Origin of the sequence: uncultured Haliea sp. (genome assembly GCF_963973825.1) — a bacterium.
In the GTDB taxonomy this organism is placed as follows: domain Bacteria; phylum Pseudomonadota; class Gammaproteobacteria; order Pseudomonadales; family Halieaceae; genus Haliea.
Genome location: NZ_CAXBAE010000001.1, coordinates 326,943 through 343,452 on the forward strand (window position 1 = coordinate 326,943; position 16,510 = coordinate 343,452).

The window sequence follows — 16,510 nt, forward strand, 5'->3', positions numbered from 1 at the left end:
GAGAGTGAGCACGCCACGATGAAACCAGCAACCCTGGCACTGCACGCGGGCTACGATGGCGATCCTGCCACCAACGCGGCAACCACGCCCATCTACCAGACAACATCCTACACGTTCAACGATACGCAGCACGGCGCTGACCTGTTCGACCTCAAGGTCCCCGGCAACATCTACAGCCGCATCATGAACCCCACCAACGCCGTGCTGGAAGCGCGGGTGGCAGCGCTCGAGGGCGGCATCGGCGCGCTGGCTGTGGCCTCCGGAATGGCCGCCATTCGCTATGCCATCGAGGCCATCGCCGAGGTCGGCAGCAACATTGTCAGCACGTCGCAGCTGTACGGTGGCACCTACAACCTTTTTGCCCACACCTTTCCCCGCCAGGGCATCGAAACGCGCTTTGCCAAAGCCGATGACTTCGACACGGTCGCCGCACTGATTGACGAAAACACCAAGGCCCTGTTCTGCGAGTCCATCGGCAACCCGGCCGGCAATGTTGTGGATATCGCGCGCTGGGCGGAAATCGCCCACGCTGCGGGCGTGCCCCTGATCGTCGATAACACCGTGGCCACGCCGGCGCTGTGCCGCCCCTTTGAACATGGCGCGGACATCGTTGTGCACTCGCTGACCAAGTACATTGGCGGCCACGGCACAACCATCGGCGGCGCCATTGTCGACTCGGGCAAGTTCGACTGGGCCGCACATCCTGAGCGCTTCGCGATCATGAACACACCGGACCCCTCCTACCACGGTGTGGTGTATACGGAAGCCATGGGGCCCGCCGCGTTTATCGGCCGTTGCCGCGTTGTGCCGCTGCGCAACACCGGCGCAGCGCTGTCACCCAACAGCGCTTTCCTGCTGATGCAGGGTCTGGAAACACTGGACCTGCGCATGCAGCGTCACTGCCACAATGCGAAAAAGGTCGCCAAATACCTGCGCAAGCACCCGCAGGTGAGCTGGGTCAATTACGCGGGCTTGAAGGACAGCCCCTACCGTGAAACCTGCAAGAAAATTTGCGGCGGCAAGGCCTCAGGCATCCTGAGTTTCGGTATCAAAGGCGGCAAGGACGCCGGTGCACGCTTCATAGATGCGCTGCAGTTGATTCTGCGCCTGGTGAACATCGGCGATGCAAAATCACTGGCCTGCCATCCCGCGAGCACGACCCACCGCCAGCTGAACCCCGCTGAGCTTGCCTCTGCCGGTGTCAGTGAGGATATGGTGCGGATCTCGGTCGGTATCGAGCACGTGGACGACATCATCGCCGACATCGAGCAGGCCCTGGCAGCCAGCCAGGGCTAAGCCTCCGTCGACACCCTCCCCGCGGGACGCGTCCGCTCATGGCGATAGCCCCGCGCCGCGGGGCTGCGCCATCCCCTCGACGGCCATTCGATCTTCACAGCAAGGCCTCGAAATGGTCAGTGAGCACGCAGTCCCGGCGGCGCGCGTCATACTCACGCAGCCGCTCAACATCCTCCGCCGGGATCAGTTGCTTGCTCACGGCATCCTGCAGGGCCTCGTCCAGCGTTGCGGCGTCCAGTTCACCCTTGCTCCAGGCTTTCTGCAGCGCAACGAAGGGCTTCTCCACGGCCAACAGCATCTGGTAGGTGCTTTCCACCCGCCCCACCGCATCCTCGGGATCAACACTCAGGTGGACCCGCTCGGCAAGCATGCTGCGCACCGGGTTGGGCGCCATCACCAGGTCACCCAGGTTGCGTATGCTGTTGTCGTCTGGCGCCGGGTAGATGCGGCCCAGGGGCAGACACAGGGCACGCAGCGCAAGTCCCAGAGCGCGAGGCTGGAAGTTTGCGCAGTAGGCAACCAGCGCTTCCTGGGCGAGGTGCAGCGCGCGTTGCAGCGCATAGGCCGCGTGCGCATCAGCCTCCTCGCTGCGCGGCTGGGTGGCATGGAACTTCAACAGGCTGCTGGCGATAAGCAACTGGCTGTGCACATCACCCAGTCGGGCGGACAGCAATTCGCGGCGTTTGAGGTCGCCACCGAGCACGCCCAGTGCCACATCGGCGCAGATGGCCAGGGCGGCACTCAGATGATTGATACGCTGGTACCAGCGCTTGCTGAAGTCATCGGCCCCGGCAGGCACCGCGCTGAAGTACGCGCCGCTCAGGCCCAGCGTGACGAGGCGGGCAAAATTACTCCCCGCGTGACCAAGGTGCCCCATCAGCAACGGTTCAAACTCGCGCAGGCCTTCGTGGATCTCCTCCGCTTCAAGGGTCTGCATCTCATCAAACAGATAAGGATGGCAGCGCATCGCACCCTGACCAAAGATCATCAGGGACCGGGTCAGGATATTGGCGCCCTCTACCGTTATCGCAACGGGCAGCGCGTGGTAGCCCGCGGCCAAGAAGTTGCGCGGCCCCAACTGGATGCCGCGACCGCCCACAACATCCATACCGTGGTTGACCAGCGTGCGCATCAACTCGGTTGCGTGGTATTTCGCCATGGCGGTCATGACCGAAGGCGTGCCATCTTCCAGGGAGCGCGTGACCAGTTCCCGCATTGCCTCCAGCGTGTAGGCTCCCGCCGCTATTTCAGCCGTGGCCTCCTGTACGCCCTCGAACTTGCCCACTTCCATGTTGAACTGCCTGCGTATACGTGCGTAGGCGCCAACCATGAGGTAACACATCGCACCGCTCGCGGTGGACAGCGCTGGCAGGGACACGCCCCGCCCGGCGCCGAGGCACTCAATGAGCATGCGCCAGCCCTTGCCGGCCATTGCGGGCCCACCGATAATCCAGTCGACGGGAATGAACACGTCCTCGCCCATGATGGGGCCGTTCATGAACGGCGCGCCCGGGTTGTGCCGGCGGCCGATTTCAACACCGGGGTGATTCGCCGGCAACAGGGCACAGGTGATGCCATAATCTGACTTGTCCGGGTCACCCAGCAGGCCCTCCGGATCCTGCAGTTTGAAGGCCAGCCCCACCACAGTCGCCACCGGCGCCAGGGTAATCCAGCGCTTGTGAAAATTGAGGCGCAGGCCGATCACCTCCTGGCCTTCGAACTCGCCCTTGCAGACCACACCGACATCCGGGATCGCGCCGGCGTCCGAACCCACCTCCGGACCGGTCAGCCCGAAGCAGGGCAGTTCGCTACCGTCTGCAAGGCCGGGCAGCCAGCGCTGCTTCTGCGCTTCGGTACCGTACTTGACCAGCAGCTCGCCCGGCCCAAGCGAATTCGGCACCATAGCCGTGACAGCGGCGGTGATGGAACGGCTGGCGATCTTCGCCATGATGCGGCTCTGGGCATAGGGACTGAAATCACGCCCACCGAATTCCTCGGGAATGATCAATCCAAAGAACCCCTTGTCACGCAGATACTCCCAGACGTCCGGGGAGAGATCCTGCCGCTGGTGAACATCCCACTCCGAAATCATCCCGCACAGGGTTTCAACTTCGTTGTCCAGAAACGCCTGCTCGCTCTCGGTCAGCGCCGGCGGCTGCAGGGCGCTGAAGGCCTGCCAGTCGGGCTGCCCGCTGAACAGCGCCTTGTCCCAGCCGGTGGTGCCCGCCTCCAGAGCCTCACGTTCGGTGCTGCTCATCGGCGGCATGGCCTTGCGCAGCAGCCGGTATACCGGGGCAACCAGGTACTCCCTGCGCCAGGATGCAACATTCAGCAGCAGGAGCACGGCCAGCGTGGGCAGGAAAACCAGCCACATCCCGCCCTCGCCCAGCGACAGGACGAAAGCCCCAAGGCCGACCAGCAGCGAGCCGGCGGCCAGCGAGGGACGCAACAGCAACACGGTCAACAGGAGCAGGATAAACAGGACAATCGACAGCAACATGGCAGGACACCTCATGCAAGCGCACCGGGCCGGTGCGAGAAGTTCAGGCCCTCGACCTACCATAATGCATTCGGGCAACCACGCACAATGACCGCGCCTGCGCCGTGGCGACGCGCTGCTCGCCGCAAACTGGCCAGCAGCAGGGCAAAAACGCTATAATCGCGCACCTCGCTGGACCTCCTCCAATAACAGCGGCGGCGTTTCAGTGATGCGCCGACGACACAAAACACCGTCTGGACGATGGACAACCCACGACTTCTGAACATTCCGGAGGCAACAACATGGCTTTTGAACTTCCCGCTTTGCCCTACGCACGCGACGCTCTCGCACCCCATATCTCAGCCGAGACGCTCGATTACCACTATGGCAAACACCACAACACCTATGTCGAAAAGCTCAATGGCATGGTTCCCGGCACTGAGTTTGAAGGCAAGTCGCTGGAGGAAGTGATCCGGACCAGTTCCGGCGGCATTTTCAATAACGCTGCTCAAGTCTGGAACCACAGTTTTTACTGGGAGTGCCTGAGCCCGAATGGCGGCGGTGAAGCCACAGGCACGGTCGCGTCTGCAATCAACGCCGCTTTCGGCTCCTTTGCCGAGTTCAAGAAGGCCTTCACCGATGCCGCCGTCGGCAATTTCGGCTCCGGCTGGACCTGGCTGGTGAAAAACAGCGATGGCACCGTCGCAATTGTCAACACGAGCAACGCCGAAACACCGCTCACCGACAGCAGCGTGACACCGCTGCTCACTGTTGACGTGTGGGAGCACGCCTACTACATCGATTACCGCAACGCGCGCCCGAAGTACCTGGACGCCTTCTGGGCCCTGGTTAACTGGGACTTCGTGAACAAGAACTTTGCCTGACCCCGGGGCCGCCGGTCAGCGACCGGCGGCCTCTTACCCCAGCGGCAACGCCGTGGTCGCCTTGATTTCCTCCATGACAAAACTTGCCGAGACGTCAAACAGGTCGGCAGCGATCAGGCGCTGGTACAACCTGTCGTAGCCGGGCATATCCGCAACCACCGCTTTCAACAGGTAATCGAGCTGCCCGCCCAGCCGGTAAACCTCCAGCACGCCCTCCACTTCCTGCACAATCTGTCGGAACTGCTCCACCCAGGCCGCATTGTGCTGGTTGGTGCGAATGGTGATAAATACCGTGAGCCCAAGGCCGATACTGGCCGGATCGAGCAGCGTGACGCGCTGCCGTATCACACATGCCTCCTCAAGCTTCTGCAACCGGCGCCAACATGCCGACTTGGACAGCGCCACACGCTCGGCGAGGTCACCGACCGACAGCGATGCATCCCCCTGCAGCAGCCTCAGCAGCTGTTTATCCTGATTATCGAGCACGACCATGGACAACTCCAGTAAAGGACAATAATTTCGTATTATGCCCAATTATCGGAATACTATTCCCTTCTATTCGATTTTTTACGCACATTTTCGGACAATGTACCGGCACTACGGGCGTACACTGGCTACCTCGATCGGGCCCATCCACCACCTGCCAGGAGCAACCCCATGTCTTCTCTCATTGCCCGCATACGCGATGCCGTCATCGGCAGACAGCACAGCATTGCCACGCCCTTCGGTGAAAAGCCGCTGGTGTATGCCGACTACACCGCCTCGGGCCGCAGCCTGAGCTTCATTGAAGACTACATCCGCGACGAAGTGCTGCCTTTCTACGCCAACACACATACAGAAACTGCATTCACAGGCGCGCGTACCACCGCGCTGCGGGAAGCGGCTCGCACCATGATTCGCGACGCGGTCAACGCGGGCGCTCAGGACAGGGTCATTTTTTGTGGGTCCGGCGCGACAGCCGCCATCAACAAGATCATTGATATCCTGAACCTGCGGCTACCGGCTGATCTCGCCGACCGCTACTCGCTCGCGCAGGCTATCCCGCTGGAAGACCGGCCGGTGGTGTTCATCGGCCCCTATGAGCACCACTCCAACGAACTGCCCTGGCGCGAGAGCCTGTGCACCGTCGAGGTCATTCCGCTCGACGCTGCAGGAGGCATTGACCAGGCCTGCCTCGCCGCAGCCCTGCAGAAATACGCAGCGCGCAAACGCAAGATTGGCAGCTTCTCCGCCGCCTCCAACGTCACGGGTATCAAGAGCGATGTCACGGGCATTACTCGCCTGCTGAAAGAGCACGGCGCACTCGCCTTCTGGGATTATGCTGCCGCCGGACCCTACGTCGCCATCGACATGAACGGCGCGGATCCGCTGGACGCCATTTTCCTGTCGCCCCACAAGTTCGTCGGCGGCCCGGGCACCCCCGGCGTCCTGGTTGCCAAGAACGCGCTGTTCCAGAACCGGGTGCCGGCCACCGTCGGGGGCGGTACCGTAAGCTGGGTCAATGCCACGGGCCACGTCTACGCCCGGGATATTGAGCGCCGTGAGGAGGGCGGCACGCCGGCCATCGTCGAGTCCATCCGCGCCGGCCTGGTATTTTCCCTGCAGCAGGCCGTCGGGACGGATACCATCGCGGCCCGCGAGGCAGACCTCGCGGCCCGTGCTCTCGCACGCTTCCGCAACTGTGCCAATCTCGAGGTACTCGGCCCGTCATCTGCTGCGCGCCTGCCTATTTTTTCGCTGCGGTTTCGCCACGGTCAGCGTGATTTGCACCACGGTTTCGTGGTGGCACTGCTCAACGACCTGTTTGGCATTCAGGTACGCGGCGGCTGCTCCTGCGCCGGGCCCTATGCCCATAGCCTGCTGGGCATCGACAGCGAACGCAGCCAGCAGTTCGAGACCGCAATCACCAATGGCGACAGCCTGATGCGGCCAGGCTGGGTCCGCGTGAACTTCAATTACTTTATTGACGAAGCGGAGTTGGAATACCTGCTGCGTGCCTTTGAACTGGTCGCAGAGCACGGATGGCGTATGCTGCCCCAGTACGCGTGGCACGCGAGCCACGGGGTCTGGCGCCACCACCGCGCGCAGCAGCAGACGCCGCCGCCCTTCACTGGTCTCAGCTGGCTGAACACGCAACCGCGGCCGCCCGAAACAGCCGCCAGGCCACTGGATACCCACTTGCAGCAGGCAGAACGCCTACTGCAGGAACCACTCGCCAATCCAACAGCTGCGCCGCTGATCTTGAGCGACAGCAACGAAGCACTGCGCTGGTTCGTGTTACCGCAGGAAATTCAACCCGGCGAGCGGCGCAGCCGGTGGAACACTGCCAGCGAAGCCTGATTGGCGGGAATCGCCACACTGGGGGCACAAGCCTCGCGAATGTGTGAAAAATTTACAATCGCATTGCGTCAACGCCGTGACAAACCGTCTGATTAGAGGGTTGCTTACCCGAGCTGCTGGCATGCAGGTGCCAGAACCCGGTATTCGCGAAGCACAGGTGCATGCCATGCCAATAACAATGAAAAGCAAACTACTCCCGGTGCTGGTCATCGCTGCCGCCCTCGCGGGCTACGCAGCGCTGCACGCCGCCGCGCCGGAGCCCGAACAGGACACAACACCGGTGCGTCCGATCAGCGTTTTCACCGCTACGGTGCGTGCCGAGCAGACGCAGCTGAGTGTCCGGACACAGGGTGAAGTGCGGGCTGCAACCGAACTCGACCTGGTGACACAGGTAGGCGGGCGGATTGTCGCGGTATCTCCGGAGTTTACCGAGGGCGGCCGCGTCGCCGCCGGCGAGACTCTGCTGCAGATCGAAGATACCGACTACCGACTCGCGCTGAGCGAGGCCCGTGCCGCCGTGGCCGAGGCCGAGGTGAGGGTGCAGCAGGCCCTGGCCGATGCCGATGTGGCGCGCAAGCAACTGCGCAACGAACCGAACGCCTCCCCGCTGGCCCTGAAGCAACCACAGCTCACAGAGGCCCGGGCCATGCTGGAAGCGGCGAGCGCCCGCCTTGAGCAGGCTGAACTCGATCTCCAGCGCACCCGGGTTCACCTGCCATTCGACGGGCGCCTGCTGAGCACCCTGGTCAATGTCGGCCAGTACGTCACCCCGGGCACACCGCTGGGCCGGGCATTTGCCACCAACCGCGTGGAGATCCGGTTGCCACTCAGTGACGATCAGCTCGCAGCCCTCGACCTGCCCATCGGCTACACCGCAGCGCCAGGGCAGGAGCCTCCGGTGATCCTCAGCGCTATCGTGGCCGGTCGACAGCATCAGTGGCAGGGGCAACTACGGCGACTCGATGCCGCCATCGATCCCGGTTCTCGCATGCTGTACGCCATGGCCGAAGTCCAGGAACCCTACGGGCGTGGGGCGTCGGCAGAGGGCATGCCGCTGGCCGCCGGGCTGTTCGTAGAGGCGACCATCCCCGGCCGCACACTGGACGCCGCCCTGCTGATTCCCCCCGCCGCCCTGCGACCGGGAAACAAAGTGCATGTGCTGGATAGCAGTGGCCTGCTGGCTACCCGGGATGTCGAGGTGCTGTCGCGCAGCGCCACGCGCGTAGTGATCGGCAATGGTCTGCAACCCGGCGAACAGGTGATTACCTCGGCCATCCGCAACCCGGTGCAGGGCATGGCACTGTCGGCAATCGCCGAATCGGGGAACGGCTGAATGCGCGCGTTTATCGGCTGGTGGGTACACAATCCGGTCGCTGCCAACCTGCTGATGGTGGGCATCCTGCTCGCTGGCGCCCTCGGTTTCGTGAGTATGGAGCGCGAGGCCTTTCCCCGCTTTGAGATCAACCAGGTCGAGATTGAGGTCACCTGGCCGGGGGCAGCCCCGCAGGAGGTCGAGGAGCAGGTCGTACTGCGTATCGAGGAGTCTCTCGATGACCTCGACAATGTCAAACGCGTCTCCTCTACGGCCTCCGAGGGTCTTGCCAGGCTGGAGGTCAGCACCTGGCCCGGCGTGGACCTCGAGCAATTCCTGAACGATGTAAAGAATCGTGTGGATGCAGTGACTGCGCTGCCGCGGGACATCGAGCCCCCGCGGGTGAAACGCAGCGACTTCCGCGAAGAGATGATCCGCGTGGCCGTGCACGGCGAGGTCAGCGAACGTGAGCTCACGCGACTGGCCGAGGACCTGCGCGACGAGGTGGCCGCACTCCCCTGGATCTCACTGGTCGAGCTGTTCGGCACGCGCCGCGAGGAAGTCACTATCGAGCTGTCCCAGGCCGCCATGTTGCGCTTCGGCGTCAGTTTCGATGAGGTCGCCAGCGCGATCCGTGGCAGCTCCATCAACCTCTCCTCTGGCCAGGTCAGGACCGCTACGGGTGATGTGCGGCTGCGCGCGCGCAATCTTGCCGACAACAGCGAGGACTTCAGCCAGATCGTGCTGCGCCAGAATGCAGAGGGCGCCACCGTGCGCATCGGCGATGTCGCCCGGGTGATTGACGGCTACGAAGAAAATGAAATTCTGGCCACATTGAACGGCGAGCCCGCGGTCCTCATACAGATCCTGTCAACCGACAACATGCAGGTCGTGAAGGCCAGCGCGGCGGTCAAGGCGTGGATGGAGAAAACGCGCCCCACGCTCCCCGCGGGAATCAGCCTTACCCTCTGGTTTGATACTGCAGACATCTATGAAAGCCGCATGGACCTGATAGGCAGTTCGGCCTGGCTGGGGCTGATGCTGGTATTTCTCGTCCTGATCATGTCACTGCGCCCCAAGGTTGCCCTGTGGGTAACTGCCGGTATTGCAGTCGCCTTTGTGGGCACCTTCGCGGTCCTGCCAGCCAACGATGTCTCGCTCAATGTCATGTCCACGTTCGCCTTCCTGCTGGTACTGGGCATTGTGGTGGACGATGCCATTGTCGTGGGCGAGAGCATTCACCAGCATGCCCACGCCGGCGGCGGCATCGACGCGGCGATTGACGGCGCCTATGCCGTCGCGCGCCCCGTGGTGTTCGCGGTGCTCACCACCATGATCGCCTTCGCGCCCTGGTTTTTCGTGGACATCGAAGGCGGCAACATGACGCGCCAGTTCTCCATCGTCATTACCGCGGCGCTGACCATCTCCCTGATCGAGGCATTCTGCATACTGCCGGCCCACCTGCGCCACCTGGAACACCGTGAACACCTCGGCCCCTGGCGGCTGCGCCAGCGACGCTTCGAAGAGGGTATCGTCGCTTTTGCCAACACCCGCTATCGCCGCCTGCTTGCGCTGGGGACCGACTACCGTTACCTGACCGCCAGCCTGTTCACCGCAGCCTTCATCCTCAGCCTTGGCGTGTTCGGTGCCGGCTGGGTCAAGTTCACCTTTTTCCCCGAGGTGCAGAACGAACAGGTTCACATCAATGTGGTGATGCCCAGCGGTGCCCCCTACTCCCGCTCACTGGCCGTCCTGGCGCGGCTGCAGGAAGCCGAGAAGCAGCTGATTGCCGAAGTGGAGTCACAGGCCGCCGCCGAGGGTGGCAGCGGCTCCCTGGTGGAGGGCTGGTATACGCGCTCCCGACGCGACAGTGTGATCGCCATCGTCAGCCTGTCGCCACCGGAAGAACGGGCGTTGTCTGCCCGCGAGACCGCCGAGCGTTTCCGCGAGTTGGTGGGCGACATCCCGGATGCGGAAGAGATCGAAGTCAGCTACACCCTTAACGACCAGGGCGCGGCCATCACCTGGGTGCTGCGGCACCGGGACCTGGACGTCCTGCGCGCTGCGAGCAACGACCTGCAGGCCCAACTGCGCAGCTATCAGGGCAGTTACTACGTGCGCGACAGCCTGCGGGCCGGGAGTGAGGAAATACACCTGAGCCTGCGTCCGGGCGCCGAGAAACTGGGCATCAGCCTTGCCGATGTATCGCGCCAGGTACGCCAGGCCTATTATGGCGAGGAAATTCAACGCCTGCCCAGGGAGCACGGTGATGTCCGGGTGATGCTGCGCTACCCTGCGGAACTGCGCGCACAGCTTGCAAGCCTTGACAGCTTCCGGGTGAGGACCGCGGACGGACGTGAAATCCCCCTGCTCGCCGTGGTAGATGTGGAGGTCAACAACGCTGTGGACCGGATCCAGCGCCAGGACGGCGAGCGCATGGTGCGCATCTCAGCGGAGGCCGCACCGGAGCTGGTCAGCGACATGAACAAGGACCTCAAGGAGAACTTCCTGCCCGTACTGCAGGAGCGTTATCCGGACCTGGTGATCCTGCGCGGTGGTGAGCAGGAAACCGAACAGGCGTTCTTTGACGAAATCATCGCCCTCTACGCAGTAGCGCTCTTCGCCATGTATGCGCTGATCGCCGTGGCCTTCCGCTCCTACGCGCTGCCCCTGCTGATCATGACGGCGATTCCCTTCGGCTTCATGGGCGCCGTCTACGGACACCTGCTGTTCGCAACCCCCATGGCGCTGTTCTCGTACTTCGGCATCGGCGCCGCGGCGGGTGTGGTGGTGAATGACAACCTGGTGCTGGTGGACTACATCCGCCGCTTGCGTGAGCGCGGCGCATCCGCGGCTGACGCTGTGCTGGAGGCAGGGGTCGCCCGTTTCCGGCCCATTCTGCTGACCACAGTGACTACCTTCGTGGGCCTGCTGCCCATCATGGCGGAGCGCTCCACCGACGCACAATTCCTCAAACCCGCAGTCCTGTCGCTGGCCTTCGGCGTGCTGTTTGCGCTGTTGGTCACGCTGCTCATGGTGCCCGCGCTTTACCTGATCGGGGAAGACTGTGCAGGGCTCGCCCGACGCCTGCTGCCCGGGTTGGGCGAGCGACCCCAGGCACCGCAGAACGTCGCCACCCAGCCAGAGCGGTAAAAATCCCGGCTTCGTACATTGCTTTGTCACACTATGCCGCTATGCTGCGCTCCGCCAGCTGGCACAGACTTTGCTGCAATCCGGAGACGGTGGGCCTTTCGGGCCTCCACAGGGTGCTGAGGGGCTGGCAACGCACGGCGATGGTGCATCGGCGCACCGCAACAGGGCTTGAGCTTTCAGGGAGATCCGCAGAATGAACAGCGAATTTAACGCAGAAGAACGCTTTCGGCGCACCGTGGGCGACGTTGTAGTCGCGGAGATGCTGTTTATTCAGGCTACGGTGGAAAGCGCCTCGGTGATCGGCTCCGGACTGCAGGAGCTCGGGCACCACCTGCTCGCCGCGCCCAGCGATCCCCGCCAGCCCATTGGCTCCATCGCCAGCCTGCTGCAGGCCACTGCCGATCGCGCGCTGGAACCCTACAGCACCCGGTTCGGTTACTTCCGCCAGCTCCGGGAGCTCTAGCGACCTGCCTGCAGCGCCGCCAGTTGCTCCGGCGTCGCCTCGGTCTGGTAGCGCGCTTTCCACTCGTCGTAGGGCATGCCATAGATACGCTCCCGCGCCTCGTCGCGGCTGAGCGCCACACCCTCCTCCGCCGCCGCTTCCGCATACCAGTTGGCGAGGCAATTGCGGCAGAACCCGGCAAGGTTCATCAAATCGATGTTCTGCACATCCTTGCGCTGATCCAGATGGGATAGCAGGCGACGAAAAGCCGCCGCCTCGATAGCGTGTTCCTGTGACATAAAAAAGTAGCCTCCAGAATGACCTAGTCGCCCATTGGGGCGACACTGCTCAGAATCAGTTGTACCAGACGCGTCTGCCGGGTGACACCCGTCTTCGAAAAGATGGCGCTGAGATGGGATTTCCCAGTGTTGCGGGAAATGTGCAGGCGCACGCAGGCTTCGTCCAGCGTTGCGCCCCCCGCCAGTAGCAGGCTCAGGGTGGCCTCGGCACGGGTCAGCCCGAACAGGGTCATCAACACATCCACCGGTGCTTCGCGCTGATATTCCGGATCCGACACAAAAACGGCCACGGACGGATTGCGGCTGCCATCCGGTGCTGCCACCAACGGCAGTGGCCGCATCAGCAGGCCGGGGCCCGGACTGCTGCCACTGTCCAGCCGGAGGGCCTTGACCAGGCCTGGCTCCCCACGCAGGTGCGCCTGCATGACATCATCCAGGCACTCCCGGAATGCCTGCTGGTCGCTACGATGCACCAGGCGCAGCTGCCCCTCGTGCTGCGTCAGCCAGCGGCCTTCAGCCAGCAGGCGCTCGCCGGCGCTGTTGCTGTGTCGAATCCGCGCCCGCCGGTCCAGAATGAACGCACCCAGCGCCATGCGGTCCACCGCTGCCGCGAACAGCGTACGCTCGCTCTCCACCCGCGCGATGCGCGCGTGCAGACGGATCGTCTGCTGAATATGGGGCAACAGGCAGCGGGCGAGCTCGCGCTCCGGTGCCGCGAAATTGGTCCGTCCTGCGACCCGGGCAAAGCGCAGGCGTGCGGTATTGCCGAGTTCATCACCCAGATCTGCACCCATAATATGCCTGATACCGGTGGGCTCCACGTATTGCCGGAAATAGGCTGACTGGTAGTACTCGCCGGGGGGCATAAAGGCATCCACGGTGAAGACCTCACCCGGCGGCAGGTTCACGAAGGGGTCTAGGGCAAAGTAGCTCTCGTTATAGGCGTTCACCGCGTCCGGGGAGAGCACCACGGAATTGATGACCAGCCCGCTATCCCCCTCGCGCGGTGCGCGCAGGATCAGCGTGACGTAGTCGGCATCCAGCGCCTCCCCCAGCAGGCGCAGAAACGCCTGCCAGGGAGGGTCTGCTAGCGGGCCTCGCGAAAGCGCCAGCAGCAGCTCATTCATGGGGGCCGAAATCAGATATTCGCGCATGGTGGGTTCCAGCCGGGTCTACGCGCATTGTCCCGCCCGCGAGCGAGGCGGTCAAACAGCCCCCAAAACCTCAAGCTCGCAATCTGGCAATGGCGGCGGCGGCCTGTGTATCCTGGGCAGTGTCCTGCGGCATCGGGAAAGTGATGCTGTCGGCAAGCCCGGCATAGCGTGCGCGCAGCACCTCCGCGATTTCCGCGTAAGAACCCCGTGGCACGAAGGCACTGAGCATCTCGTCGGTGACGACGGCGGGGAGATCCTGCCAGCGCCCCTCCCGGGTCAGTGCCTGCAGTTCGGCACCGCGCGCCTGCCAGCCAAACAGCTCGAGGCTCGGCCAGTAGGCCGGGGTTGAATACAGGAACCCCAGCAAACGGCGCTGTTGTTCCCACTGCTGCGCCACCGCCTGCTCATCGACGCCGGTGGCCACCAGCGGCCCCAGAATCAGCCGCAGCGCTGCGGGATCACGTCCGGCGCGCTCCAGACCGTCGCGCAGGCGGGGCAAGCACACTGTCCGGAGGTACTCAGGGGGCGTATTCGTGGGGTGGGTGATCATACCATCCGCGATCCTGCCCACCATGCGCGTCATGGCGGGCCCCACCGCGCCACAAAGCAGTGGGATGTCCGGATGCGCGATAGGGCCTGGATTGAAGAAGGGCTGCAAGCGGGTAAACCGGTAATGCTCACCCTCGAAGCGCAGGGGTGTACCGTGCTGGAAACTGTCGAAGATAGCGCGCAATGACTGCACATACTCGCGCAACTGTGGCACGGGTGAATCCCAACGCGCCGAATACCGCTGTTCGATGTTCTGCTTGATCTGGGTGCCGAGACCCAGCTCGAAGCGTCCACCAGAGAGTTGCTGCAAATCCCAGGCGGCCACCGCGACGGTCATCGGGCTGCGCGGAAACGCCACCAGCACCGAGGTGCCCACACGCAGACGTCGCGTCGCCTGCAGCGCCAGCGCTGCCAGCAACAGACCGTCGTGGATGGCATCGGGGACATGCAACCCATCAAACCCCATGGCCTCAGCCCGGGCCGCGTGCGCGGCAATGCCACAGGGGCCCATGGATTCCGGTGTCGTTGCATAAACCTTGAACACGGTGCTGCGCTCAGGCGCTGTGATCGCCAGCCGCAGGCAGGCGAATCAGGGGCAGCAGCGCGAGTCCGATGAGCAGAGCGCCGATAAACCCGACAAATGCACCTGCATAGCTGCCACTGCTGTCGTAGATCAGCCCCGCCAGAGGCGGCCCCACCAGCGTCAATGGCATGATCACCGGGTTCATGAGGCCCATGACGCGCCCGTAATTGGCCGCCCCGAACAACACCGCCAGCAGCGAACCCCAGACCGGCAGCATCCCGCCGGCGGCGAGGCCAAGACTGACGCTGCCTGCCAGTAGCAACGTGTAGGTGTCACCCAACAGGTAGCAGGCCACGCCCACCATCACCAGCATCATGGATGCACCCAGTGCCACGCGCAGGTCGAGACGGTCGGCGATGGTGCCGAAGCCAAGCTTGCCCACAATGCCCGCCAGGGCGATGGCGGACACCAGAAATGCCGCCCGCTCGGCCGGAGAGCCCACACCCAACGCGAACGGTACCAGATTTGCCAGCACCGCCGAATACACGCCGAACAGCAGGCCCATCGCCATCGCCACCAGCCAGAAATTCCGCTCGCGCAGCAGCGCTGCCGTGGACAAAGGCGGCGGCGCAAATGCGGGGCCGGAGGGCGGCGCATCACCGTCGGGGTGCAGGCCACGATCGCCGGGACGGTTGGCCACCATCCACACCGCTGGCAGGGTCACCAGCAGCGTGCCCACGCCGAGGATACGCAGCGCGTTGCGCCACTCGTAGGTATCGATCAGCCACTGCACCAACGGCGGGAATACGAAACCACCGACCGAGGTGCCGACTGCGGCAACACCCAGGGCCATGCCGCGACGACGCGTAAACCAGCGCGCCAGCAGGGTTGAGGTCGTCAACGGGCCGAGCAGGTTGATGCCCAGCACCATCAGCCCGGCATAGACCAGCGGCACCTGCCAGCTGGCGGTGGTGAAGGATAACAACAGATAGCCCGACGCAAGACCCAGCGCACCGATTAACATCATCCCGCGCAGTGATCCGCGGTCGATCATACCGCCCAGAAACGGCGAGATCAGACCACCGGCCAGCGTCATCCCCGTCATACCCAGCATCATGGTCATCCGGCTGGCCTGGAAAGCCTCGCCCACGGGCACCGCAACCACACTGTAGGAATACATGATGCTGCCGTTGCTGACCATGAGCACCAGGAACGCAACGCCGACCAACCACCAACCGTAAAACACCAGCCCGTTCTCCCTGTCAGATCGGCATGAACTCACCGCCATTGACATCCAGCGCAGCTCCCGTCACCACGCGCGCGTAGTCAGAGCCGAGGAATACCGCGGCTTTGGCGCAGTCGCCGTCGTCGGGGATATGGCCCAGCGGAATGCTGCGCGTGACCTCGGCGATCAACTCGTCCTTGCTGCGACCCGACGCCTGGGACTGCCAGTCGAAGTACCCCTCGACAGCGGGCCCCCACATCCAGCCCATGTGGCAGCTGTTGACGCGGATATTGTCGCCCCCCAGTTCCAGCGCCAGGTGCTTGGTGGCCGCGCGCAGGGCGGACTTGGAGGCCCCGTAGCCACCCTGGGTCGCCAGCGGCTTGTGCTCGACCATAGTGGCAATCATGACAATCGCACCACCCCCCGCCGCACGCAGGGCGGGAATGCAGGCCTGTGTCAGCTGCATGGTGCCAAAGAAATTGACCTCCATACTGCGGCGCCAGCCATTCAGGTCGGCCTCCGCAATGGGTTCGAAACTGCCGGGATCGTAGGCGCTGTTGAACAGCACATCGATGCGACCAAACTCCGCCACCGTTGCCTCGGCGAGCGCCTGGCACTGTGCATTGTCGGCGATGTCGGTGACCACCTTGAGCACCCGGGTACCCAGGCCCAGCGCCTGGATTTCCGCCTCTGCGGTATCCAGCTTGGCGGGCGTGCGTGCCGCGAGTACCACCGCGCTGGCACCCTCCTTTGCGGCCAACGTAGACAATTCCTGACCCAGTCCGGGACCAATACCTGAGACGATGACAACCTTATCCTGCAGCAGCATGGACCTGTTCCTCTGTTGTTATGTG

Annotated in this window: 13 protein-coding genes; 6 read left to right on the forward strand and 7 right to left on the reverse strand. The window is 63.6% G+C overall.

Annotated features, from left to right (window positions below; genetic code table 11):
* Positions 1 to 18 precede the first annotated feature (18 nt).
* Positions 19 to 1,296, forward strand: coding sequence for an aminotransferase class I/II-fold pyridoxal phosphate-dependent enzyme (locus AACZ17_RS01515; RefSeq protein WP_290744474.1), 1,278 nt, complete (start codon positions 19 to 21; stop codon positions 1,294 to 1,296).
* 94 nt (positions 1,297 to 1,390) lie between these two features.
* Here AACZ17_RS01515 and AACZ17_RS01520 read toward each other — a convergent pair whose 3' ends face one another.
* Entirely contained in the window at positions 1,391 to 3,796 is a 2,406-nt protein-coding gene (locus AACZ17_RS01520; protein ID WP_290744476.1) for an acyl-CoA dehydrogenase, read from the reverse strand.
* Positions 3,797 to 4,077: 281 nt separating this feature from the next.
* On the opposite strand from AACZ17_RS01520, the gene sodB reads away from it, so the two are divergent.
* Positions 4,078 to 4,659, forward strand: a complete 582-nt coding sequence (gene sodB / locus AACZ17_RS01525) for a superoxide dismutase [Fe] (RefSeq protein ID WP_290744478.1) — start codon at positions 4,078 to 4,080, stop codon at positions 4,657 to 4,659.
* A gap of 33 nt (positions 4,660 to 4,692) precedes the next feature.
* Here sodB and AACZ17_RS01530 read toward each other — a convergent pair whose 3' ends face one another.
* Positions 4,693 to 5,151: an Lrp/AsnC family transcriptional regulator gene (locus AACZ17_RS01530; protein WP_339637588.1), complete on the reverse strand. Its 459-nt coding sequence runs from the start codon at positions 5,149 to 5,151 to the stop codon at positions 4,693 to 4,695.
* Between the two features lie 165 nt (positions 5,152 to 5,316).
* Here AACZ17_RS01530 and AACZ17_RS01535 point away from each other — a divergent pair, with 165 nt between their 5' ends.
* The 4 genes from AACZ17_RS01535 (at position 5,317) to AACZ17_RS01550 (ending at position 11,927) form a co-directional block, all read left to right on the forward strand.
* Complete coding sequence (locus AACZ17_RS01535; protein WP_290744480.1) at positions 5,317 to 6,999, forward strand: aminotransferase class V-fold PLP-dependent enzyme; 1,683 nt, start codon at positions 5,317 to 5,319, stop codon at positions 6,997 to 6,999.
* A gap of 178 nt (positions 7,000 to 7,177) precedes the next feature.
* Positions 7,178 to 8,332: an efflux RND transporter periplasmic adaptor subunit gene (locus AACZ17_RS01540; protein ID WP_290744482.1), complete on the forward strand. Its 1,155-nt coding sequence runs from the start codon at positions 7,178 to 7,180 to the stop codon at positions 8,330 to 8,332.
* Entirely contained in the window at positions 8,333 to 11,464 is a 3,132-nt protein-coding gene (locus tag AACZ17_RS01545) for an efflux RND transporter permease subunit (protein WP_290744484.1), read from the forward strand.
* Between the two features lie 193 nt (positions 11,465 to 11,657).
* Complete coding sequence (locus tag AACZ17_RS01550; RefSeq protein WP_290744486.1) at positions 11,658 to 11,927, forward strand: hypothetical protein; 270 nt, start codon at positions 11,658 to 11,660, stop codon at positions 11,925 to 11,927.
* On the opposite strand, the gene AACZ17_RS01555 is transcribed toward AACZ17_RS01550, so the two are convergent.
* The 5 genes from AACZ17_RS01555 to AACZ17_RS01575 form a co-directional block, all read right to left on the reverse strand.
* Positions 11,924 to 12,205, reverse strand: a complete 282-nt coding sequence (locus AACZ17_RS01555; RefSeq protein ID WP_290744488.1) for a DUF1244 domain-containing protein — start codon at positions 12,203 to 12,205, stop codon at positions 11,924 to 11,926. The genes AACZ17_RS01550 and AACZ17_RS01555 overlap by 4 nt on opposite strands.
* 23 nt (positions 12,206 to 12,228) lie before the next feature.
* A complete protein-coding gene (locus tag AACZ17_RS01560; protein WP_290744490.1) occupies positions 12,229 to 13,359 on the reverse strand; it encodes a hypothetical protein in 1,131 nt (376 codons plus the stop codon).
* Between the two features lie 70 nt (positions 13,360 to 13,429).
* Positions 13,430 to 14,452 carry a TIGR03617 family F420-dependent LLM class oxidoreductase gene (locus AACZ17_RS01565; RefSeq protein ID WP_290744492.1) on the reverse strand — a complete coding sequence of 341 codons (1,023 nt, stop codon included), beginning with the start codon at positions 14,450 to 14,452 and terminating at the stop codon, positions 13,430 to 13,432.
* A 10-nt stretch (positions 14,453 to 14,462) separates the two neighbouring features.
* The gene (locus tag AACZ17_RS01570) at positions 14,463 to 15,677 is read right to left on the reverse strand and encodes an MFS transporter (RefSeq protein WP_290744494.1); all 1,215 of its coding nucleotides are present in this window, start codon (positions 15,675 to 15,677) and stop codon (positions 14,463 to 14,465) included.
* A gap of 16 nt (positions 15,678 to 15,693) precedes the next feature.
* Positions 15,694 to 16,485, reverse strand: coding sequence for an SDR family oxidoreductase (locus AACZ17_RS01575; protein WP_290744496.1), 792 nt, complete (start codon positions 16,483 to 16,485; stop codon positions 15,694 to 15,696).
* Positions 16,486 to 16,510: the final 25 nt, after the last annotated feature.

What these genes read in the sequence shown, in the direction of transcription:
- AACZ17_RS01515 (WP_290744474.1), top strand. Translation starts at nt 19, where the DNA reads ATGAAACCAGCAACCCTGGCACTGCACGCGGGCTACGATGGCGATCCT.
- AACZ17_RS01520 (WP_290744476.1), bottom strand. Translation starts at nt 3,796, where the DNA reads ATGTTGCTGTCGATTGTCCTGTTTATCCTGCTCCTGTTGACCGTGTTG.
- sodB (WP_290744478.1), top strand. Translation starts at nt 4,078, where the DNA reads ATGGCTTTTGAACTTCCCGCTTTGCCCTACGCACGCGACGCTCTCGCA.
- AACZ17_RS01530 (WP_339637588.1), bottom strand. Translation starts at nt 5,151, where the DNA reads ATGGTCGTGCTCGATAATCAGGATAAACAGCTGCTGAGGCTGCTGCAG.
- AACZ17_RS01535 (WP_290744480.1), top strand. Translation starts at nt 5,317, where the DNA reads ATGTCTTCTCTCATTGCCCGCATACGCGATGCCGTCATCGGCAGACAG.
- AACZ17_RS01540 (WP_290744482.1), top strand. Translation starts at nt 7,178, where the DNA reads ATGAAAAGCAAACTACTCCCGGTGCTGGTCATCGCTGCCGCCCTCGCG.
- AACZ17_RS01545 (WP_290744484.1), top strand. Translation starts at nt 8,333, where the DNA reads ATGCGCGCGTTTATCGGCTGGTGGGTACACAATCCGGTCGCTGCCAAC.
- AACZ17_RS01550 (WP_290744486.1), top strand. Translation starts at nt 11,658, where the DNA reads ATGAACAGCGAATTTAACGCAGAAGAACGCTTTCGGCGCACCGTGGGC.
- AACZ17_RS01555 (WP_290744488.1), bottom strand. Translation starts at nt 12,205, where the DNA reads ATGTCACAGGAACACGCTATCGAGGCGGCGGCTTTTCGTCGCCTGCTA.
- AACZ17_RS01560 (WP_290744490.1), bottom strand. Translation starts at nt 13,359, where the DNA reads ATGCGCGAATATCTGATTTCGGCCCCCATGAATGAGCTGCTGCTGGCG.
- AACZ17_RS01575 (WP_290744496.1), bottom strand. Translation starts at nt 16,485, where the DNA reads ATGCTGCTGCAGGATAAGGTTGTCATCGTCTCAGGTATTGGTCCCGGA.